This window comes from Brevibacillus sp. IT-7CA2 (assembly GCF_949767855.1).
In the GTDB taxonomy this organism is placed as follows: domain Bacteria; phylum Bacillota; class Bacilli; order Brevibacillales; family Brevibacillaceae; genus Brevibacillus.
This window is the reverse complement of the sequence record NZ_CATKQT010000044.1, coordinates 331,251-347,247: the sequence shown is the minus strand read 5'-3', so window position 1 is coordinate 347,247 and position 15,997 is coordinate 331,251. Positions and strand designations below refer to the sequence as shown.

Below are 15,997 nucleotides of genomic sequence, written 5' to 3'. Positions count from 1 at the left end.
TTTATATCCTCCCTTCCAAAATGTAAAATCTTGGACGATACCCCGCTCGCTGGGCGTCGTCATATGTACGTTTTGTGTCAATATGAAATACCAATTTTTATCTATTAAATGTTGCCCTTGATCCAATCTCCATTATACCGTTGATTCCCTTTTTCTTTGTAGACAAAAATGAACAAAGTGTTGAACAATACAATTCACAAAATTTACACAAAACAAGCTCCTTATGAGTGGAGTCAACATAGTGGAGGAGAAGAAAAAGCACAGTTCTCTTCGACTCTGACACGCCAGCATGGGGGATTGACTGTCCGTCTCCACTTCCAAAAGGGCACCGTCGAGCCAAAGCCACCCTACGGGCGGAAGTTTCTCAAGGAAGAAGTGTTCGACAAGCGTGGTCCCCTTTTGGAAGTTCCGACTGAGTAGGCGTTGTCAAGGTCTTCGAGCCCTGTGCTTTTTCTTCTCACCAGCGTTATTGGTTCATCAGTACCTTTTAAAACCTTTCCTATATGAAAACAAAGAAGAGTCCAGATCTTGTCTGAACTCTTCTTCTCTTCTTATTTTACAGTCCAAAGGAAACGAACTTGGTTTCCAAATACTCATCCATTCCGTAGCGGCCACCCTCGCGACCGATACCACTTTCCTTGAAACCGCCAAACGGCGCTTGTGTCTGGGTTGGCGATCCGTCATTGATCCCAACAATTCCGTATTCAAGGAGCTCAGCCATACGGAAGCAACGCTGATTATCGCGAGTGTACACATAAGCAGCCAAGCCGTAACGTGTGTCGTTTGCCATCTGTACGACATCCGCTTCCTCTGTAAAACGCACGAGTGGAACGACAGGACCGAACGTTTCCTCAAAAGAGATTTTCATATCCGATGTAACGCCAGCAAGCAAGGTCGGTTCGCAATAGAAGCCCTTCGCATAATCACCTTCAACCAAACGATTTCCGCCGTATACCACTTGCCCGCCTTTGTCCTTGGCGTCCTCGATATGCTCGAGCACCTTGTTCAAGGCACGCTCGTTCACCAGTGGACCGATCTCCGTCTCTTTCTGGCGTCCATCGCCTACCTTCGCACGCTTCAGACGCTCTACCAGCTTTTCTGTGAACGCATCTGCGACATCCTCATGAACGTACAGACGGTTCGTGCAAATGCACATTTGACCGGAGTTGCGGAACTTGCTCTCAAACAGACCTTTTACAGCTGCATCCAGATCGGCATCCGGGAATACGATGAACGGTGCGTGACCGCCAAGCTCCATGCTGACGCGCTTCACTTGCTTTGCCGCGCCCTCCATCAGCAGCTTGCCGACACGAGTGGAGCCTGTAAATCCGATTTTGGAGAGCTTCGGATTGTCGATGAACTCCTTCCCAATTGACTCAGGATTTCCAATGACGAGGTTTACGACACCTTTTGGAAAGCCAGCCTGCTCAATCAGCTCAAACATGCGAATCGCAGACAGCGGCGTGCTTTCTGCTGGCTTTAAAACCACCGTGCAGCCCGCAGCCAAAGCCGGAGCGATCTTACGTGCAACCATGTTCACTGGGAAGTTCCACGGGGTAATCGCCCCTACCACTCCTACAGGCTGACGCAGCACCATGATGCGCTTGTTCGCAACCGAGGATGGGATCGTTTCTCCGTTGACACGCTTGGCTTCTTCTGCGTACCAGACAAAGTTATCAGCGGCACCCAGCACTTCGCCTTTTGCCTCGCCCAAAGGCTTACCCATTTCTGCAGAAATGATGCCCGCCAGTTCATCCCGATTGTTTTTCACCAGCTCGGACAAGTTGTACAAATATTTGGCGCGCTCGCGAGCAGTCAGTCGAGACCAGCTTGCAAATGCCTGATGAGCAGCGTCGATGGCCTTGTTGGCATCACGCCCATCGCCGAAGGTTACTGTTCCAACTGTTTCACCTGTAGCAGGATTCGTAATCTGAATAGACTCGCCACTCTCGGCAGTCACCCATTCTCCATTAATAAACATTTGCTTGTACTCTCCCATGACATTCGCTCCTCTCAATCTCTCTCAATAAATTGGTTTTAGGGCCTCAAACGGATTTTTACAGTGCCGGCAATACAAAATACTTCGACAAGCAGCAGGGCCAAACAAATTTTCCATTTGTGTATACGGGGAATCACAATAGGGACAGGCCACTTCCCATGTATCTCCCGGTTTGAAGTCAAGCGGTGGCGGCGCGATGCCAAAGCTTTTCAGCTTATCGCGAGCATCCAAGGCGATACGATCTGATGTCCAGGCTGGATCATAGACGAACGCTACCTGAACCTGATTGATTCCTTCTGCCTCCACCAGCTTTTCTGTGATGTTCTTCTTCATGATCTCGAGTGCCGGACAGCCGACAAAGGTAGGGAGCACCTCGACGTGTACGACGTCTGCCTCGACGCGCACTTTGTGAATCATCCCCATCTCCACCATGCTGATCACCGGAATTTCGGGATCCGTTACTTGCTGCAGCAGTTCCCAGCATGTCGCTTCAAGCCCTTCATGCAGTTGCAGTTCTTCTTGCGCCATGAGAGAATCACTCCTTTTTACCAGCCTGCAGCCGGATCAATGCGATACACTTCAGACAAGGTAGCCAAAGCTTGCACCAGATCAGCAGTATGTTCACCGTGACGGCCGCGTTCTTGTGGCACTCCTGGCTCACCCGACCAGTTGAGTCCTGCTTTTTCGAAAATGTCTTTGGTCAGTGTCAGCCATTTTTGTTTCAGTTGCTCTTCTTCTGCAATCAGGCCAAATTGAACGATATCGCCCTCGTTTGGTCCAAGATGAGGCAGCTCCCCGGCATCCTTCCAAACTTCTGCAATGGCTGCCTCCAGCTTCTGACGCGCATCAGACGTACTGTTCGCCAATTGCTTCAACCAAACTTGCCAGTGCATCAGATGATAGCGATGCTCTGTCATCATTTTGCGACTGACCAGCGCGAGTGGTGTGTATGACGACTGCGTAAGTGCCTCCAAGCGAACCTGCTTGTATAAGCCGTATACATAGCTGCGAACAATCGCATAAGCCCAATCGTAATGAGGATGATCGTTGTATTCGCCGTCGCCGTTTTTACGCTCTATCAAGATCGCATTGGAAAACGCCTTCGCCTCGCGCAGCTGTGCGAGATCGTCTGCTTTGCCAACCCCTAGTTGCTCAAGCATTTCATAAAACATCACGGCATGGCCCATCATGTCCTGAGACATCGACGAAAACGCCACATCTTCTTCAATATGCGGAGCAAGCCCAAGCCATTCCGATCCGCGATACGCCAATATAAAATCGTCATCAGCAAGCTGGAACAACAGGTCGGTCAAGGCTTTTGCAAATGACGGGTTTTGTTTTGCTGCTTCCACTGTTTCTACATGTAAACGGTCGCCCATGATTGTATCCCTCCTGCTTAACTGCCGTTGCCTGCATGCTTCTGTTTTTCTTCATACTGCTCGCGATGGTTGCGCCATCTCGACTGCAAGTCGCCGTACCCTTTGGTCTCCCGATAGCTCTTGTTGTCGAGTCTTTCTAGGAAAGGGCGCTCCTCTGGCGGCAGTCCAAAAATGTCGTCGCGCTTGACTACCCACAAATTAAAACAAGGCTCACGGCGTAAGAAATTCTCCCTCGCCATGCTCAATGCGACTTCTTTATTGGGTGCCAACAAACTGAACTGTTGGACGAACGGAGCATTTACGCTTTTTTGGCTGAATACTTCGTATATGAAAAAGTTCTCGTTGCTCATCCACATTCACCTACCCTACTTGTCGGCCGTACGACATAATTGCGTCGCGCACCCATTTGGTTTCCTCATAAGACATTACCCGAAGATTCAGACGGTGAGCAGAGCGAGGTCCGTTCCCCTTGACGATTTGCTTGAACTCTTCCCAGTCAGGCTGTTGGTAGACCCATTTGTCTTCTGCCTCGTCGAAGTAAATCGTATCGTCTGGCACTGTGAAGCCAAGGTGAAAAATACGCGGCAAATACTTTTTCAGGAATACTTGGCGCAATTCTTCATTGGTCTGTGTACGAATCTTGTAGCGCATGTTGGCTTCCTGATTGCTCGTAATGTTGCCGTTTTCCGGCGGTCCGAAAAACATCAAGAGTGCTGGCCACCAGCGATGAATGGCATCTTGCAGCATTTGGCGCTGTTCATCGGTGCCTTCTGCCAACTCCAAGACGATGCTCTCCCCGTGCTGGGCGTGGAACTTTTCTTCCGCACAGATCCGATGCAGAGCCCGGGCATAAGGTGCATAAGATGTATCGAGGGACATCGATTGCGTAATGATAGCTGCTCCGTCAACCAGCCAGCCAATCACACCAGCATCAGCCCAGGTAGGCGCTTCCATGTGGAATACATTGTGAAATTTCAGTCTTTTCGAAAACAAATCATTCATGATATCCTCGCGCGTCTTGCCCAATGGCTCAAGCAAGTCTTCTGCGACGCGAAGCAGCAATTGACCATGCCCCATCTCGTCCTGGACCTTCGCCATAATCGCCAGCTTTCTGCGCAGTGTCGGCGCCTTTGGTACCCATTCTTTTTCCGGCAAGGCACCCATGATCTCACTGATGCCATGCATCGAGATCAGCTTGATCAACTGGCTGCGATAGTCGTCTGGCATCCAATCGTCTGCCTCTATTTTTTCCCCGCGATCGATTCTCGCTAAAAACGCTTCCAACTTTTCGTTTTCAGTCAGATCGGCATGTTCGAGCCTCATTTGCATGGAGAACACCCTCCTTTTATCAGATATGCATTATGATAAAATTATAATACGTTTTTATAACGCAATAATATCATAACGTCATACGTTTTTGCAATACGCTTACATAGGGACTCTCCTATTCTCCACGCCCAGTTATTTCTGCTGCCTTTTTCAATTGCTCGGTCATATGCCGCAGCTCTTGCATGACTGCATCCAGCTCCTGTATTCGCGTCGACTGCTGTACGCTGTGATTCATCGTCTTCTCCATTTCGCCCGTTACCGTCCCGACGAGTGCATTCATTTCATCTAATAGACTGAAAATGCCCTTCGCTGAAGTAGCGGTCGTCTGGGAAAGCTGACGGATTTCCTCTGCGACCACGGAAAAGCCGCGACCAGCAACACCTGCACGTGCCGCTTCGAGAACAGCATTCAAGCCGAGTACATTGGAACGTGTGGAGATATTGCGGATCAATTCGTTAATCTGGGTCGTTTCTGCAATTTTCAGCCCTAATTGACCGGCTGCATCGCTCAGTGTGTGGCTCGCTTGCGCTAGATTGTCCGCGTCCTTTGCCAGACTTTCTGTGTGCTGCGCGATATTTTCCAGCGCTTCAGTCAAGTTTTGAGCCAAGCCGTGTAAGCGATCCTCTTGATCGGTTGTCACGCCTGTCGCCAAGCAACCAACTACTTGTCCGTTTTCGACAAGCGGATAACCAACTGCGATATAAGGAATGCCGTAGAGCTCTTTGGAAATCTTCTTCACGACCCGCTTGCCCTCTTTTACCGCCGTCGCATTGATACTCCCCAGGCGCAATTCGTCTCCTACTCGAATTCCCAAGTTCAAGCCCTGTGCCGGATAATAGGCGAGAAACTTCTCTTTGTCGGTGACTCCTACCATACATTCGGACAAAAATGCCTTTTGTAAAATCGGTGCGACCATTAAGACGCTATTCAGCAATTGAGACATGCATGATCCTCCTACCCTTGTGATGAAAACAACGATTCCCCCCGCATTCTTCTTCAGTACGCGGAGGGAACGAACTTCTTTCACTTATTTAACGAGCTGGAATTTTCCATCCTTCACTTCAACCATGATCATACTGTCTTCTGTCAGACCGTTATGATCATCAGCCGTGAACTTGAATTCTCCGGTTACCCCTACGTATTTTACCTTTTCCAATACTTCGCCCAGTTTAGAAGCGTCTCCGCCTGCTTGCTTCAAGCCTTCCACGAGCAAATTCAAGCCGTCATATCCGTATCCCGCAAAGCCGTCTGGCTGTGTATTGTAGGCAGCTTGATAGCCATCCACGAATTTTTTGATGATCGCAGATTGCGGATCGTCTGCCGCTACTTGTTCAGGAATGAGCAGTTTTCCAGCTACCATCAGGACACCCTCGCCTGCGTCTCCAATCAGTTCGAGGAATTTGCTGTTCGCAGAGCCATGGCTGCTAATAATCGGAATAGTGAGGTTCAGTTGCTTGGCTTCCTTCACAATTGTAGCGGGTCCAGGGTTTGTACCTGCCACAATCAGTGCCTGCGCATCAGTCCCTTTGATCTTGGTCAATTGGGAGCTCATGGACGGATCTTTTGTGCCGTATTTTTCTTCCGCTACAATCGTAATTCCGTATTCAGGCGCATATTTTTGCAACTGCGTCGTCCAGCCACTTCCGTATGGATTACTGTCATTGAGCGTAGCAATTTTCGTAATGCCTTTTTCCTTCAAATATTTGAAGATGCGTTTCGTTCCGTGTACGTCCGTGTGCGGTGTTTTGTAGATGCCTGCACGAACCGGATTGGTGATTTGGTCTGCCGCTGCCATCGAGATCAGCGGGAGCTTTTCTGCTGCGGCATATTCAGCCATCCCGAGAGACGGACCACTGCCTGAGGAGCCGAGTACAGCTACGACTTTTTCTTTCGAAGCGAGCTTTTTGATCGCTTTTACCGCTTCCGTATTGTCAGACTTGTCGTCTTCAAAAATGACTTCCACCGGTCGTCCATCCACACCGCCTGCGCCGTTGATTTCTTTTACCAACAGCTCTACCGCTTGCTTCTCCGGTACGCCGAGCGGACTGTTCGGACCAGTCAGCGAGAAAATAGCGCCGACCTTGATCGGGTCCTTACTGGCGCCACCAGTGCCTGACTCTGCTGCTGGCGTAGCGCCGCCTCCACAGGCGCTCAAGAATACGAGCGAAGCGACTGCTGCTGGAAATAGCCATTTTTTGAATGTTCGTTTTTTCATGGGTGTTCCCCCTCATGTATGTGGTTTATCTTTGTCAAACAGCTTCATGTGAGCTTCCCAAATAAGCAGATTGTACACGCGGGTCATTGCTAATCTCGTCTGCCTTCCCTTCCAGCATGACGGTTCCCGTACTCAGTACGTAAGCCCGGTCGGAAATAGCGAGCGCTGCGCGAGCATTTTGCTCGACCAACAGCACCGTGGTGCCCCACTCCGAGCGAATCTCCTGCACAATCGTCAGGATTTCTTTGGCAATCAGTGGAGCTAATCCTAGCGAAGGCTCGTCCAACAAGAGGAGCTGTGGTCGCGACAAGAGCGCTCTGCCAATGGCGAGCATCTGCTGTTGCCCCCCGGAAAGCGTTCCCCCGAGCTGCCATTTCCGCTCTGCCAAAATGGGAAAACGCTCATACACCGTCTCCATTTCTTTGGCAATTTCCTTTTTGCTCGTCTTTGGCATCCGATGCGAAGCACCCAGCCACAAATTGTCCTCCACGGTCAGCGTCGAAAAAATTTGTCTGCGCTCCGGTACATGCGCCATGCCCCGGGGTACCACCAGCTCCGCAGGGACACGCGTAATGTCCGCGTCACGAAACCAAATCTTCCCTTCCTTGTCGCCGTGCAGACCGCAGATACAGTTCAAAAGCGTCGTTTTTCCTGCCCCATTTGCGCCTAACAGGGAGACGATCTCGCCTTCGTTCACTTGTAGAGTAATGCCGTGCAGCACTTCTACCGGACCGTAGCGAGCCGTGATGTTGTCTACTGTAAGGACTGTCTTCCCCATCATGTTCCACCTCTTTCGCGCTTCATTCTGCACCCAGATACGCCGCAATCACTCGTGGGTTCTCCTGAATCTCACGCGGGGTTCCTTCTGCGATTTTTGATCCTTGATCCAATACAACGATGCGGTCCGCAATCGTCATGATCATGTCCATGTCATGCTCCACTAGCAAAATAGCCGTTCCGTTGTCTCGAATCTCGCAAAACATGCGGCTCATCTCCGCCGTCTCTGTATGATTCAGACCCGCAGCAGGCTCGTCCAACAAGAGCAGCCGCGGCTTGGCTACCATCGCGCGGGCAATTTCCATCAGCCGCAGCTTCCCGTATGGCAAGCTCCCAGCCAGCGAGGACGCTACCTCTGCCAGCCCAACATTCTCTATCCACGTCTGTGCTTGTTCCTGCATCAGCTTCTCTTCCTTGCGGGACTTTGCGAGATTCATGCCGCAAGAAAAGAGACTCGCGCTTGTCTTGGTATGCATGCCGACCTTCACGTTTTCCAAGACGGTCATATCGTCAAAGGTCTGGAGGTTTTGAAAGGTTCGCGTGATACCCATTCCGGCATATTCGTAGCCTTGTACACGTGTCAACGGCTGGCTGCTGAAGTGAATCTCTCCTTCCGAAGGCGGGATCACACCCGACACCATGTTGAGCACGGTGCTTTTCCCAGCGCCATTCGGACCGATCAGCGCGAGAATCTCTCCTTCCCGCACCTGAAAATCTACTTGATTCACTGCCCGTACACCGCCAAAATCACGAGAGAGCTTTTGCACATCCAAAAGTGTTGTCATGTTGCAGCCTTCCTTTCCACCTGCTGCTTTCGCTGTGCTTCGTCAGCCATGGCCTTCGCCTTTCTCGCCTGCCCTTTTTCGAAAGTAGCCCGGATGCGCGGAACCAATCCTTCTGGCATGAACATAACGATCAGCACGAGAATCGCACCGAATACAATCGTGTCCACATCCCCCTGCAAGCCCGGCACCACTTCACTCAAGAGGACCAGCCCTTCACTGATAAAGCCAATCAGGATCGTCCCGATCAAAGCGCCCCAGATGCTTGTCATCCCGCCGATGACGACCATCGTGAGAAACTTGATCGACTCGTGCAGTCCGAACGGCTGCGGATCGAGAATTCCCATGTAATGGGCGTACAGGCCGCCGGAAATGCCAGCGAACATGCCGCTTACCACAAAAGCATTCAGTTTGAACTTGCGGACATCAATTCCCATCGAGGTCGCGGCAATCTCACTTTTGTGAATTGCCCGAAACGCTCTGCCGACGCGTGAATTCAATAGGTTGAGTGAGAAGAGCAGCACACAGGTGACGACTCCCCAAATCAGAAAGTACATGGATAGCTCGCTTCCACCGAAGAAAGTCATCTGCGGAATGCTGATCATCCCGTTTGCTCCCCCGGTGACCGACTCCCATTCCGTAATCCCGATCTGGACGATGTAACCAAATGCGAGTGTCGCCATCGCGAGGTAGTAGCCTTGCAGCCCCGCTATCGCCCGCCCGAGGATAAAGGCGAATAACCCTGGAACAATCGCAGCCGCTATGAGGCCAATAAATGGCGGCAAACCGTACTTCGTCGTCAATACTGCCGAGGTATAGGCACCTATCCCCCAAAACGCTGCTTGTCCCAGCGAAATTTGTCCCGCCAGTCCCATCACGAGGCATAGCCCGATGGTTACGATTGCTTGAAGACCGATAATAATTCCGACAGAACGATAGTATTCATCCGGCATAACGAATGGGAAAAGAATCATCAAAAACAGGTAGATTCCTATGCTTTTTCCCCACTTATCGATGATCTGCTTCATCATAGCCCTCCTTTTCCAACGCTACGTTCTCCAAAGATGCCGGATGGCTTAATCAACAGCATGCCGATCAACACCAGAAAGGCGATCGCGTCCTTCATACCGGAGCTGATGTAACCAGCACCCAGCGATTCGACGATCCCGAGTAAAAAGGCGGCTACGGCTGCACCCAATGGATTTCCCAGTCCGCCAAGAATGGCCGCGGAAAAGCCTTTGATTCCGAGCAGCACGCCAATATCGTAGGACGTTACGGAAAGCGGCGCGATCACGATTCCTGCAATCGCTCCTGTTGCTCCACTGATGGCGAAGGCCAGCATACTCATCTTTGTCGGGCTAATCCCCATCAGGCGGGCTGCCATCGGGTTGATCGAACAGGCGTTAATTTTTTTGCCGAGAATCGTCTTGTCCATCAAGTACCAAAGTAGAAAAAGAATGATAAGAACAGCAGCCAAAATCCAGATACTTTGTTGTGCGATCATCACGCCACCGATCGAGATCGGCTCATTGCTCGTAATCGGTTCGAGTGCAAACGCATCTTTTCCCCAAATAAAGCTGGCAATGCCGCGAATGAGTGTCGAAACGCCTATCGTCAAAATAATCAAACTAATTGGGTTAGCTTTTTTTACGTTAGCGATTACATATTTCTGCATCAAAACTCCGATCAAAGTGACCATGAGGATCGCGAGCAATGCCGCCAACCCATACGGCAGATTCATGCCTATCAAGGCGACTGTGACCATTCCGCCCAGCATCAAAAATTCACCTTGCGCCAGATTAATCACCTTGCTTACGTTGTAAATCGTGATGAAACCAACCGCTACGATCGCGTAAATCCCGCCACTGACGAGGCCGTTTGCAACGTACTGCAACAATTCCGTCATATTCGTGCTGTACCCCCTTTGATTCGCGTCCACCAAATTACACCTAAGTAAAACGCTTACATTTTGAATAATGGAAAAATATTTATTAAAAAAGACCCTAGACGTGCTAGGGCCTTTCCTTCGCAGCTTTCGCCTATGCGGATGGCGCAGCTTCATACACGGTCTCGAAGAATCGTACTGCCCCTGGATTCAATAACTGGTAGTAATTTTGGAACAACTTATCCGCCTCTTTGCCCAACCACAGCTCTGGCAACAATTCCTGCGGCAAATCAGGATCGATGAACAAGAACTTGCGGTATTGGTGGACGAGCTTTGTCTTTTCCACGAAGCAATGGCTGTCTGGAACCTCTTCCCCATTGCTGAGTTTGGCAGAAAGCTGCTCGTATTCTTCTCGGTAGGCATCGATGAAGGCCTTGTATTTTTCATTGATTTCATCGATATCCCAGCATTTCTGTACGAGCTGCTTCGGATTGCTCCAGCCCATATGCTCTGATGTAAAAATCTCGACATACTCCGTAATCTCGTGCGCTTCCGTCAGGTCCTTCACGCGATCACTGAGGTTATTCGGGCTGATCCATGTGCTGGTTGTCAGCATCCCGAAGCCCATCCAGCCCAGCTCCTTGCGCAGTTGATCACGCAGCGCTCGACGCTCCTCTGGGATGTTGTAGCTGGCAATGCACCACTTGCCGTCCCACACATCTGTCTCGACCTTATAAATACGTGCCGCTGCCTCTTCCAGCCGCTTTTTGCCGCGCTCGGATACCGAGTAGAAGCTGCGGTTCCCTACTTTTCGCGATTCCAGCCAGCCTTGGCGAAGCATCCGGGAGATTGCTGCACGAACAGCTGGCTCCGACAGTCCGAATTCCCCCATCAGCTTGGTCAGACTACCAATCCAGATTTCGCTTCCATAATGGCGGACGTATTCACCGTAAATTGTAAAAAGCATGGATTGTGGCTTCACGTTTCTTCTACCCCCAAATCGATTCATACCTATTAGCTGTGTGAAATTGTACCATATTCTGTAGGAAGTGAGTGAATCGATCGAGAGTATATGACGATAAAATCGTATAACGTAATTTAAACGTAATTATAATAAAACATTTTAAAAGAGTCAATTTATTCTGTCAAATTTGTCATTTCCCATTTACTTCCTGGTTGATCTCTGCTTGCAAGGCCTCAAATCGACGCTTGATCTCGTCCTTTTTGAAGATGGCCTGGACGAACGTCCCGAGTCCTACACGATTACGCGTAGTGTCCGCTGTAACCTCGCACACTACGCGTTTTTCGGTAACCTGCACACAGGTAGCCCGGAACGTGACCTCCTGATCAATCACTGCTGGGCCGACATGCTTGATATCTACAGCAAATCCCGAGCCCTCTTCATCGGCTTCCAGGTACGGTAAAATAACGCGTCTTCCCGCCCATTCCATGTAATAAATCATGCTGACGGTCGACATCACGGGATGCACGACTTGGCCTTCAAAAACAGGCAGCATGTCCTTTGTCACTGTCACAGTAAATTCTTCCGTCGTACCCGGCTGCAGTCGATCTATCAAGAGTACCTGCCTCCCTATCTACCCAAGCTACACACGCTCGATAATCGTCGCAATGCCCTGTCCAACTCCAATGCACATCGCTGCCAACCCGTAACGGGCATCACGACGCTCCATTTCATACAGAAGAGTGGTAAGGATGCGCGCTCCGCTACACCCGAGTGGATGTCCCAAAGCGATCGCTCCGCCATTTACGTTGACCAGATCAGGGTTGACCCCCAGCTCGCGTACGCTCGCTACTGCCTGCGCCGCAAAAGCTTCGTTGAATTCGAACAGATCAATCTGCGTAAGTGACAAGCCTGCCTGCTTCAGCACTTTACGTGTAGCAGGTACAGGTCCAATTCCCATCACGGAAGGATCGACACCAGCCACTGCGGATGCGACGATCCTTGCACGAGGCTTCAAGCCGGCTGCAAGAGCCGCTTCCTGTTCCATGATGAGCAGAGCGCAGGCTCCATCGTTTAGACCGCTGGAGTTGCCTGCTGTGACGCTGCCATCTGCTTGGAATGCTGGTTTCAGCTTTTGCAGCTGTTCGATAGTCGTCTCCGGACGTGCATGCTCATCGTGTTCAAACAGCGTAACCTCGCCTTTGCGCCCTTTCAGCTCTACGGGAACGATCTCTGCCTCCCACTTTCCTTCTGCCAAGGCATGTGCGTAATTTTGCTGACTGCGCAAAGCAAACTCATCCTGCGCTTCACGACTAATGCCGTATTGCTCCGCTACCTTCTCCGCTGTTTCCCCCAAGCTGATCGGTGGGTACATCTCTTTCATTTTTTCGTTAACCAATCGCCAGCCCAACGTCGTATCGACCAACTGCTGATTGCCACGCTGAAAAGCCGTGCCTGGCTTCATCATCACCAGCGGAGAACGCGTCATGCTCTCTGTACCGCCCGCGATATAGACGTGACCTGCTCCGGCTTTGATTGCATTCGCGCTTTGGTTCACAGCCTCAAGACCTGAGCCGCACAGGCGATTCACTGTCACTCCCGGCACCTCGACGGGTAGCCCCGCCAACAGAAGTGACATACGCGCGACATTGCGGTTGTCCTCCCCAGCCTGATTGGCGCAGCCCATGATAACATCATCTATCGTCATCGGATCGATGGAGTTGCGTTCCAGCAGCTTTTGTATCACCAATGCGCCCAGGTCATCCGGGCGCACATCCTTCAACGCACCACCAATACGGCCGATTGGCGTGCGCACAGCATCTATGATGACAGGTGTACTCATTCTTCCACTCCTTCCATGCACTAGGGCTTTTTCTATAGCGCTTCTACTAACGTGGCCAATCCCTGACCGCCGCCTATGCACAACGAAACGATTCCGTATTTCTTTTTTCGACGTCTCAGCTCGAAAAGAATCGTACCTGCTAGTCGGGCACCGCTCATTCCGAGTGGATGACCCAACGCGATTGCTCCACCGTTTACATTTGTTTTCAAAGGATCCAGTCCCAGCTCGCGCATGCAGGCGAGTGACTGGGAAGCAAAAGCTTCATTTAACTCAAATAGATCAATTTGATCTACGGTCATGTTCGTTTCTGCGAGCAGCTTGCGGATCGCAGCGACCGGACCAATGCCCATAATGCGCGGATCAACACCAGCACTGACGAAATGAACAATGCGCCCCAAAGGAGCAACGCCGGTCTTTTGCAGCATTTCTTCGTTCATCAAGAGCAAAGCCGCTGCGCCATCGTTGATACCGGAGGAGTTGCCTGCTGTGACGCTACCATCTTTTCGGAAGGCAGGCCGCAACTTGGACAATGACTCCACACTGGAATCTCTTCTTGGGAATTCATCCGTATCAAACAGCGTTTCTTCCCCTTTTTTCCCTTTTAACGTGATTGGAATGATTTCATCGTGAAACAGACCTGCATCTATCGCGTTGATAGCCCGAGACTGACTCCCTGCTGCAAAACGATCCTGATCCTCGCGACTGATGCCGAATTGCTCCGCCACGTTTTCCGCTGTATCTCCCATGGTCAGATCGCCATAAAGCGAAACAGGAGCAGAACGTGGTCCGCCAAAAGACTCGATCAGTGTCTGTCCGCCACGTTGATACGGCTGCTCGAATTTTTCCATGATGTACGGTGAACGAGTCAAATTCTCTACACCGCCAGCCAGCATGACCTGACTATGTCCCGCCTGGATAGACTGCGCAGCCAAATTGACTGCCTCTAGCCCGGATGCACACACCCGATTCACAGTCAGTCCAGGTATGGTGTCAGGAAGCCCTGCTTTCAACAAACCAACGCGTGCAATGTTAATAAACGGTCCGGCCGAAATGACGTTACCCATCATGACCCCATCAACAATCTCACCGGATTGTCCTGCCTTCGCAAGCGCTCCATTCAAGACAATGGCTGTCAGGTCGTCGATGGGGGTATTCTTCAGACTTCCGCCCAGCTTTCCGATTGGTGTACGTACTGCTGCTGCTACGTACACCTCCTTGTTAGTCAAGCTCATGCCTCTACACCTACTTTTTCTTCGTACGTGTAAAAGCCTTGCCCACTGCGTACGCCGACACGCCCTGCCAGCACCAGCTTTCGTAATAGCGGCGCAGTGCGATAACGCTCCTCGGCCAGATCGCGCTGCAAGCCTCTCGAAATGGCAAAAATCTCATCCAACCCGATACGATCTGCCCATTCGAGAGGGCCGTATGGGTAGTTGGTGCCTTTTTTCATCGCGATATCGATATCCGTAGCGGTTGCTGCTTTTTCCATCAGAGTAAAGGTAGCCTCGTTGATAATGAGTGTTAAAATGCGCGGGAACACGAGACCTACCTCGTCATTTACGGTTTCCGTCGCTTTTCCGAGCGATTGAAAGAAAACTTCCGTTACTTGAATCGTATCCAGCTCCGTTTGCAGGGCAGGAGCAATCTCGATCAGCTCCCGTTCAACCAAGGGCACGAGCGTTCCAAATCCGCAAACGCGTTCAGGATGCTGTGTCCAGGACGCTACTTCTGTCGCTGTAATCGCGAGCGAAGTCGTGATGATCGGTACGTTTGGTGGCAATAGGTCATCCAGCTCGCGTACCTGCCTCTTTTTGGCCTGCATATCGACGCTATTCACTTCCACAGCCAATTCAACCAGCTCAGGTTCCGCCATCGCTTCTGCAAGCGTAAGCACCTGGTAGCCTCTTTCTACCATCAGATGATTCAACTCTGCGTACAGCGGGCTTGTGCCCACGAGCAATACAGCCTTATTTGTTGTAGTCATAGAAGCCTTCCCCCGTCTTTCTGCCCAAGCTGCCGGATTGAACCATTTGTTGCTGAATCCGGCTAGGCTTAAATCGTCCTTCATGGAAGAAGTCGGTATAGACCGATTTGGTGGTGGCAAAATTGATGTCGATGCCAATCATATCTTGCAGCTCAAACGGTCCCATTTTGAATCCGCCAGCCAGCTTCATGATGCGGTCAATCTGCTCCACACCTGCCACATGATCGCCTAGGATACGCAATGCTTCATTATAGTAAGGCCGCGCGATTCGATTGACGATAAAGCCAGGGGTATCCGTTACCAGAACAGGCACCTTGCCCAACTCTTGCGCGAATCGATACGCCACCTCCACATTTTCCTCGCTCGATTTTTTCCCGCGAATAACCTCAACCAAGGGCATGACGGGTGCCGGATTGAAAAAATGAAATCCGAGAATGCGCTCGGGATGCGAAAGCCCTCCTGCAATCTCCGTAATCGAGATAGAGGAAGTATTCGTTAGTAAAAGGGCATCCTCTCTGCAAATCCCAGAAAGCTGGCTGAAAATGCTTTTTTTCAAATCAAGACGCTCTGGCACAGCTTCGATGACGATATCGCAGTCTGCCAACTGCTCTATTTCCGATACGAGATGGACCAGCTCTAAGGTCTCTGTCATTTCTTGTTCACTGATTTTGTTTTTCTCCACGTCTTTTGTCAGGATCGATTCCAAATAGACAAGCGCTTTGTCCAACACCGCCTGATTTGCATCCAGCAGCATGACCTGATGTCCTTTGCGAGCACAGACGAGAGCGATCCCCGCTCCCATTGTTCCCGCCCCGATGACGCCTACTGTTTTTATACTCACTT

Annotated in this window: 18 protein-coding genes; 1 reads left to right on the top strand and 17 read right to left on the bottom strand. The window is 50.8% G+C overall.

What is annotated here, in order from left to right:
* Nucleotides 1-168: 168 nt before the first annotated feature.
* A complete protein-coding gene (locus ACM6JA_RS21340; RefSeq protein ID WP_414853944.1) occupies nt 169-420 on the top strand; it encodes a hypothetical protein in 252 nt (83 codons plus the stop codon).
* 136 nt (nt 421-556) lie between these two features.
* On the opposite strand, the gene ACM6JA_RS21335 is transcribed toward ACM6JA_RS21340, so the two are convergent.
* The 17 genes from ACM6JA_RS21335 to ACM6JA_RS21255 all read right to left on the bottom strand — a co-directional run bounded on the left by ACM6JA_RS21335 (nt 557) and on the right by ACM6JA_RS21255 (nt 15,995).
* Nucleotides 557-1,999 (bottom strand): NAD-dependent succinate-semialdehyde dehydrogenase, encoded by a 1,443-nt coding sequence (locus tag ACM6JA_RS21335; protein ID WP_048034702.1) that lies wholly within the window; start codon nt 1,997-1,999, stop codon nt 557-559.
* A gap of 24 nt (nt 2,000-2,023) precedes the next feature.
* Nucleotides 2,024-2,527, bottom strand: a complete 504-nt coding sequence (gene paaD / locus ACM6JA_RS21330; RefSeq protein WP_106656177.1) for a 1,2-phenylacetyl-CoA epoxidase subunit PaaD — start codon at nt 2,525-2,527, stop codon at nt 2,024-2,026.
* Nucleotides 2,528-2,544: 17 nt separating this feature from the next.
* A complete protein-coding gene (paaC, locus tag ACM6JA_RS21325) occupies nt 2,545-3,378 on the bottom strand; it encodes a 1,2-phenylacetyl-CoA epoxidase subunit PaaC (protein ID WP_414853943.1) in 834 nt (277 codons plus the stop codon).
* 17 nt (nt 3,379-3,395) lie between these two features.
* On the bottom strand, nt 3,396-3,728 hold the full coding sequence (gene paaB / locus ACM6JA_RS21320) for a 1,2-phenylacetyl-CoA epoxidase subunit PaaB (RefSeq protein ID WP_039961367.1): 333 nt from the start codon (nt 3,726-3,728) through the stop codon (nt 3,396-3,398).
* Between the two features lie 10 nt (nt 3,729-3,738).
* Nucleotides 3,739-4,707: a 1,2-phenylacetyl-CoA epoxidase subunit PaaA gene (paaA, locus tag ACM6JA_RS21315; protein WP_007728167.1), complete on the bottom strand. Its 969-nt coding sequence runs from the start codon at nt 4,705-4,707 to the stop codon at nt 3,739-3,741.
* 115 nt (nt 4,708-4,822) lie between these two features.
* Complete coding sequence (locus ACM6JA_RS21310; RefSeq protein ID WP_414853942.1) at nt 4,823-5,650, bottom strand: methyl-accepting chemotaxis protein; 828 nt, start codon at nt 5,648-5,650, stop codon at nt 4,823-4,825.
* 84 nt (nt 5,651-5,734) lie between these two features.
* Nucleotides 5,735-6,922 (bottom strand): ABC transporter substrate-binding protein, encoded by a 1,188-nt coding sequence (locus ACM6JA_RS21305; protein ID WP_414853941.1) that lies wholly within the window; start codon nt 6,920-6,922, stop codon nt 5,735-5,737.
* Nucleotides 6,923-6,956: 34 nt separating this feature from the next.
* Nucleotides 6,957-7,700, bottom strand: a complete 744-nt coding sequence (locus ACM6JA_RS21300) for an ABC transporter ATP-binding protein (protein ID WP_016741472.1) — start codon at nt 7,698-7,700, stop codon at nt 6,957-6,959.
* Between the two features lie 22 nt (nt 7,701-7,722).
* Nucleotides 7,723-8,484 (bottom strand): ABC transporter ATP-binding protein, encoded by a 762-nt coding sequence (locus ACM6JA_RS21295; RefSeq protein ID WP_414853940.1) that lies wholly within the window; start codon nt 8,482-8,484, stop codon nt 7,723-7,725.
* Nucleotides 8,481-9,509, bottom strand: coding sequence for a branched-chain amino acid ABC transporter permease (locus tag ACM6JA_RS21290; protein ID WP_414853939.1), 1,029 nt, complete (start codon nt 9,507-9,509; stop codon nt 8,481-8,483). Before ACM6JA_RS21290 ends, ACM6JA_RS21295 begins: the two co-directional genes overlap by 4 nt.
* Nucleotides 9,509-10,387, bottom strand: coding sequence for a branched-chain amino acid ABC transporter permease (locus ACM6JA_RS21285; RefSeq protein WP_414853938.1), 879 nt, complete (start codon nt 10,385-10,387; stop codon nt 9,509-9,511). The genes ACM6JA_RS21290 and ACM6JA_RS21285 overlap by 1 nt, the downstream gene beginning before the upstream one ends.
* Before the next feature lie 133 nt (nt 10,388-10,520).
* On the bottom strand, nt 10,521-11,348 hold the full coding sequence (gene paaX, locus ACM6JA_RS21280) for a phenylacetic acid degradation operon negative regulatory protein PaaX (RefSeq protein ID WP_414853937.1): 828 nt from the start codon (nt 11,346-11,348) through the stop codon (nt 10,521-10,523).
* A 172-nt stretch (nt 11,349-11,520) separates the two neighbouring features.
* Nucleotides 11,521-11,943 (bottom strand): thioesterase family protein, encoded by a 423-nt coding sequence (locus ACM6JA_RS21275; protein ID WP_414853936.1) that lies wholly within the window; start codon nt 11,941-11,943, stop codon nt 11,521-11,523.
* 27 nt (nt 11,944-11,970) lie between these two features.
* Nucleotides 11,971-13,170, bottom strand: coding sequence for a thiolase family protein (locus ACM6JA_RS21270; RefSeq protein ID WP_414853935.1), 1,200 nt, complete (start codon nt 13,168-13,170; stop codon nt 11,971-11,973).
* Nucleotides 13,171-13,202: 32 nt separating this feature from the next.
* Nucleotides 13,203-14,402, bottom strand: a complete 1,200-nt coding sequence (locus tag ACM6JA_RS21265) for a thiolase family protein (RefSeq protein WP_414853934.1) — start codon at nt 14,400-14,402, stop codon at nt 13,203-13,205.
* Nucleotides 14,399-15,154, bottom strand: coding sequence for a 3-hydroxyacyl-CoA dehydrogenase family protein (locus ACM6JA_RS21260; protein WP_414853933.1), 756 nt, complete (start codon nt 15,152-15,154; stop codon nt 14,399-14,401). Before ACM6JA_RS21260 ends, ACM6JA_RS21265 begins: the two co-directional genes overlap by 4 nt.
* Nucleotides 15,138-15,995, bottom strand: a complete 858-nt coding sequence (locus ACM6JA_RS21255) for a 3-hydroxyacyl-CoA dehydrogenase family protein (protein WP_144619243.1) — start codon at nt 15,993-15,995, stop codon at nt 15,138-15,140. Before ACM6JA_RS21255 ends, ACM6JA_RS21260 begins: the two co-directional genes overlap by 17 nt.
* Nucleotides 15,996-15,997 lie beyond the last annotated feature (2 nt).

Excerpts from the sequence above, each read along its gene's own strand:
- ACM6JA_RS21340 (WP_414853944.1), top strand. The coding sequence starts at position 169 with ATGAACAAAGTGTTGAACAATACAATTCACAAAATTTACACAAAACAA.
- ACM6JA_RS21335 (WP_048034702.1), bottom strand. The coding sequence starts at position 1,999 with ATGGGAGAGTACAAGCAAATGTTTATTAATGGAGAATGGGTGACTGCC.
- paaD (WP_106656177.1), bottom strand. The coding sequence starts at position 2,527 with ATGGCGCAAGAAGAACTGCAACTGCATGAAGGGCTTGAAGCGACATGC.
- paaC (WP_414853943.1), bottom strand. The coding sequence starts at position 3,378 with ATGGGCGACCGTTTACATGTAGAAACAGTGGAAGCAGCAAAACAAAAC.
- paaB (WP_039961367.1), bottom strand. The coding sequence starts at position 3,728 with ATGAGCAACGAGAACTTTTTCATATACGAAGTATTCAGCCAAAAAAGC.
- paaA (WP_007728167.1), bottom strand. The coding sequence starts at position 4,707 with ATGCAAATGAGGCTCGAACATGCCGATCTGACTGAAAACGAAAAGTTG.
- ACM6JA_RS21310 (WP_414853942.1), bottom strand. The coding sequence starts at position 5,650 with ATGTCTCAATTGCTGAATAGCGTCTTAATGGTCGCACCGATTTTACAA.
- ACM6JA_RS21305 (WP_414853941.1), bottom strand. The coding sequence starts at position 6,922 with ATGAAAAAACGAACATTCAAAAAATGGCTATTTCCAGCAGCAGTCGCT.
- ACM6JA_RS21300 (WP_016741472.1), bottom strand. The coding sequence starts at position 7,700 with ATGGGGAAGACAGTCCTTACAGTAGACAACATCACGGCTCGCTACGGT.
- ACM6JA_RS21295 (WP_414853940.1), bottom strand. The coding sequence starts at position 8,484 with ATGACAACACTTTTGGATGTGCAAAAGCTCTCTCGTGATTTTGGCGGT.
- ACM6JA_RS21290 (WP_414853939.1), bottom strand. The coding sequence starts at position 9,509 with ATGAAGCAGATCATCGATAAGTGGGGAAAAAGCATAGGAATCTACCTG.
- ACM6JA_RS21285 (WP_414853938.1), bottom strand. The coding sequence starts at position 10,387 with ATGACGGAATTGTTGCAGTACGTTGCAAACGGCCTCGTCAGTGGCGGG.
- ACM6JA_RS21270 (WP_414853935.1), bottom strand. The coding sequence starts at position 13,170 with ATGAGTACACCTGTCATCATAGATGCTGTGCGCACGCCAATCGGCCGT.
- ACM6JA_RS21265 (WP_414853934.1), bottom strand. The coding sequence starts at position 14,402 with ATGAGCTTGACTAACAAGGAGGTGTACGTAGCAGCAGCAGTACGTACA.
- ACM6JA_RS21260 (WP_414853933.1), bottom strand. The coding sequence starts at position 15,154 with ATGACTACAACAAATAAGGCTGTATTGCTCGTGGGCACAAGCCCGCTG.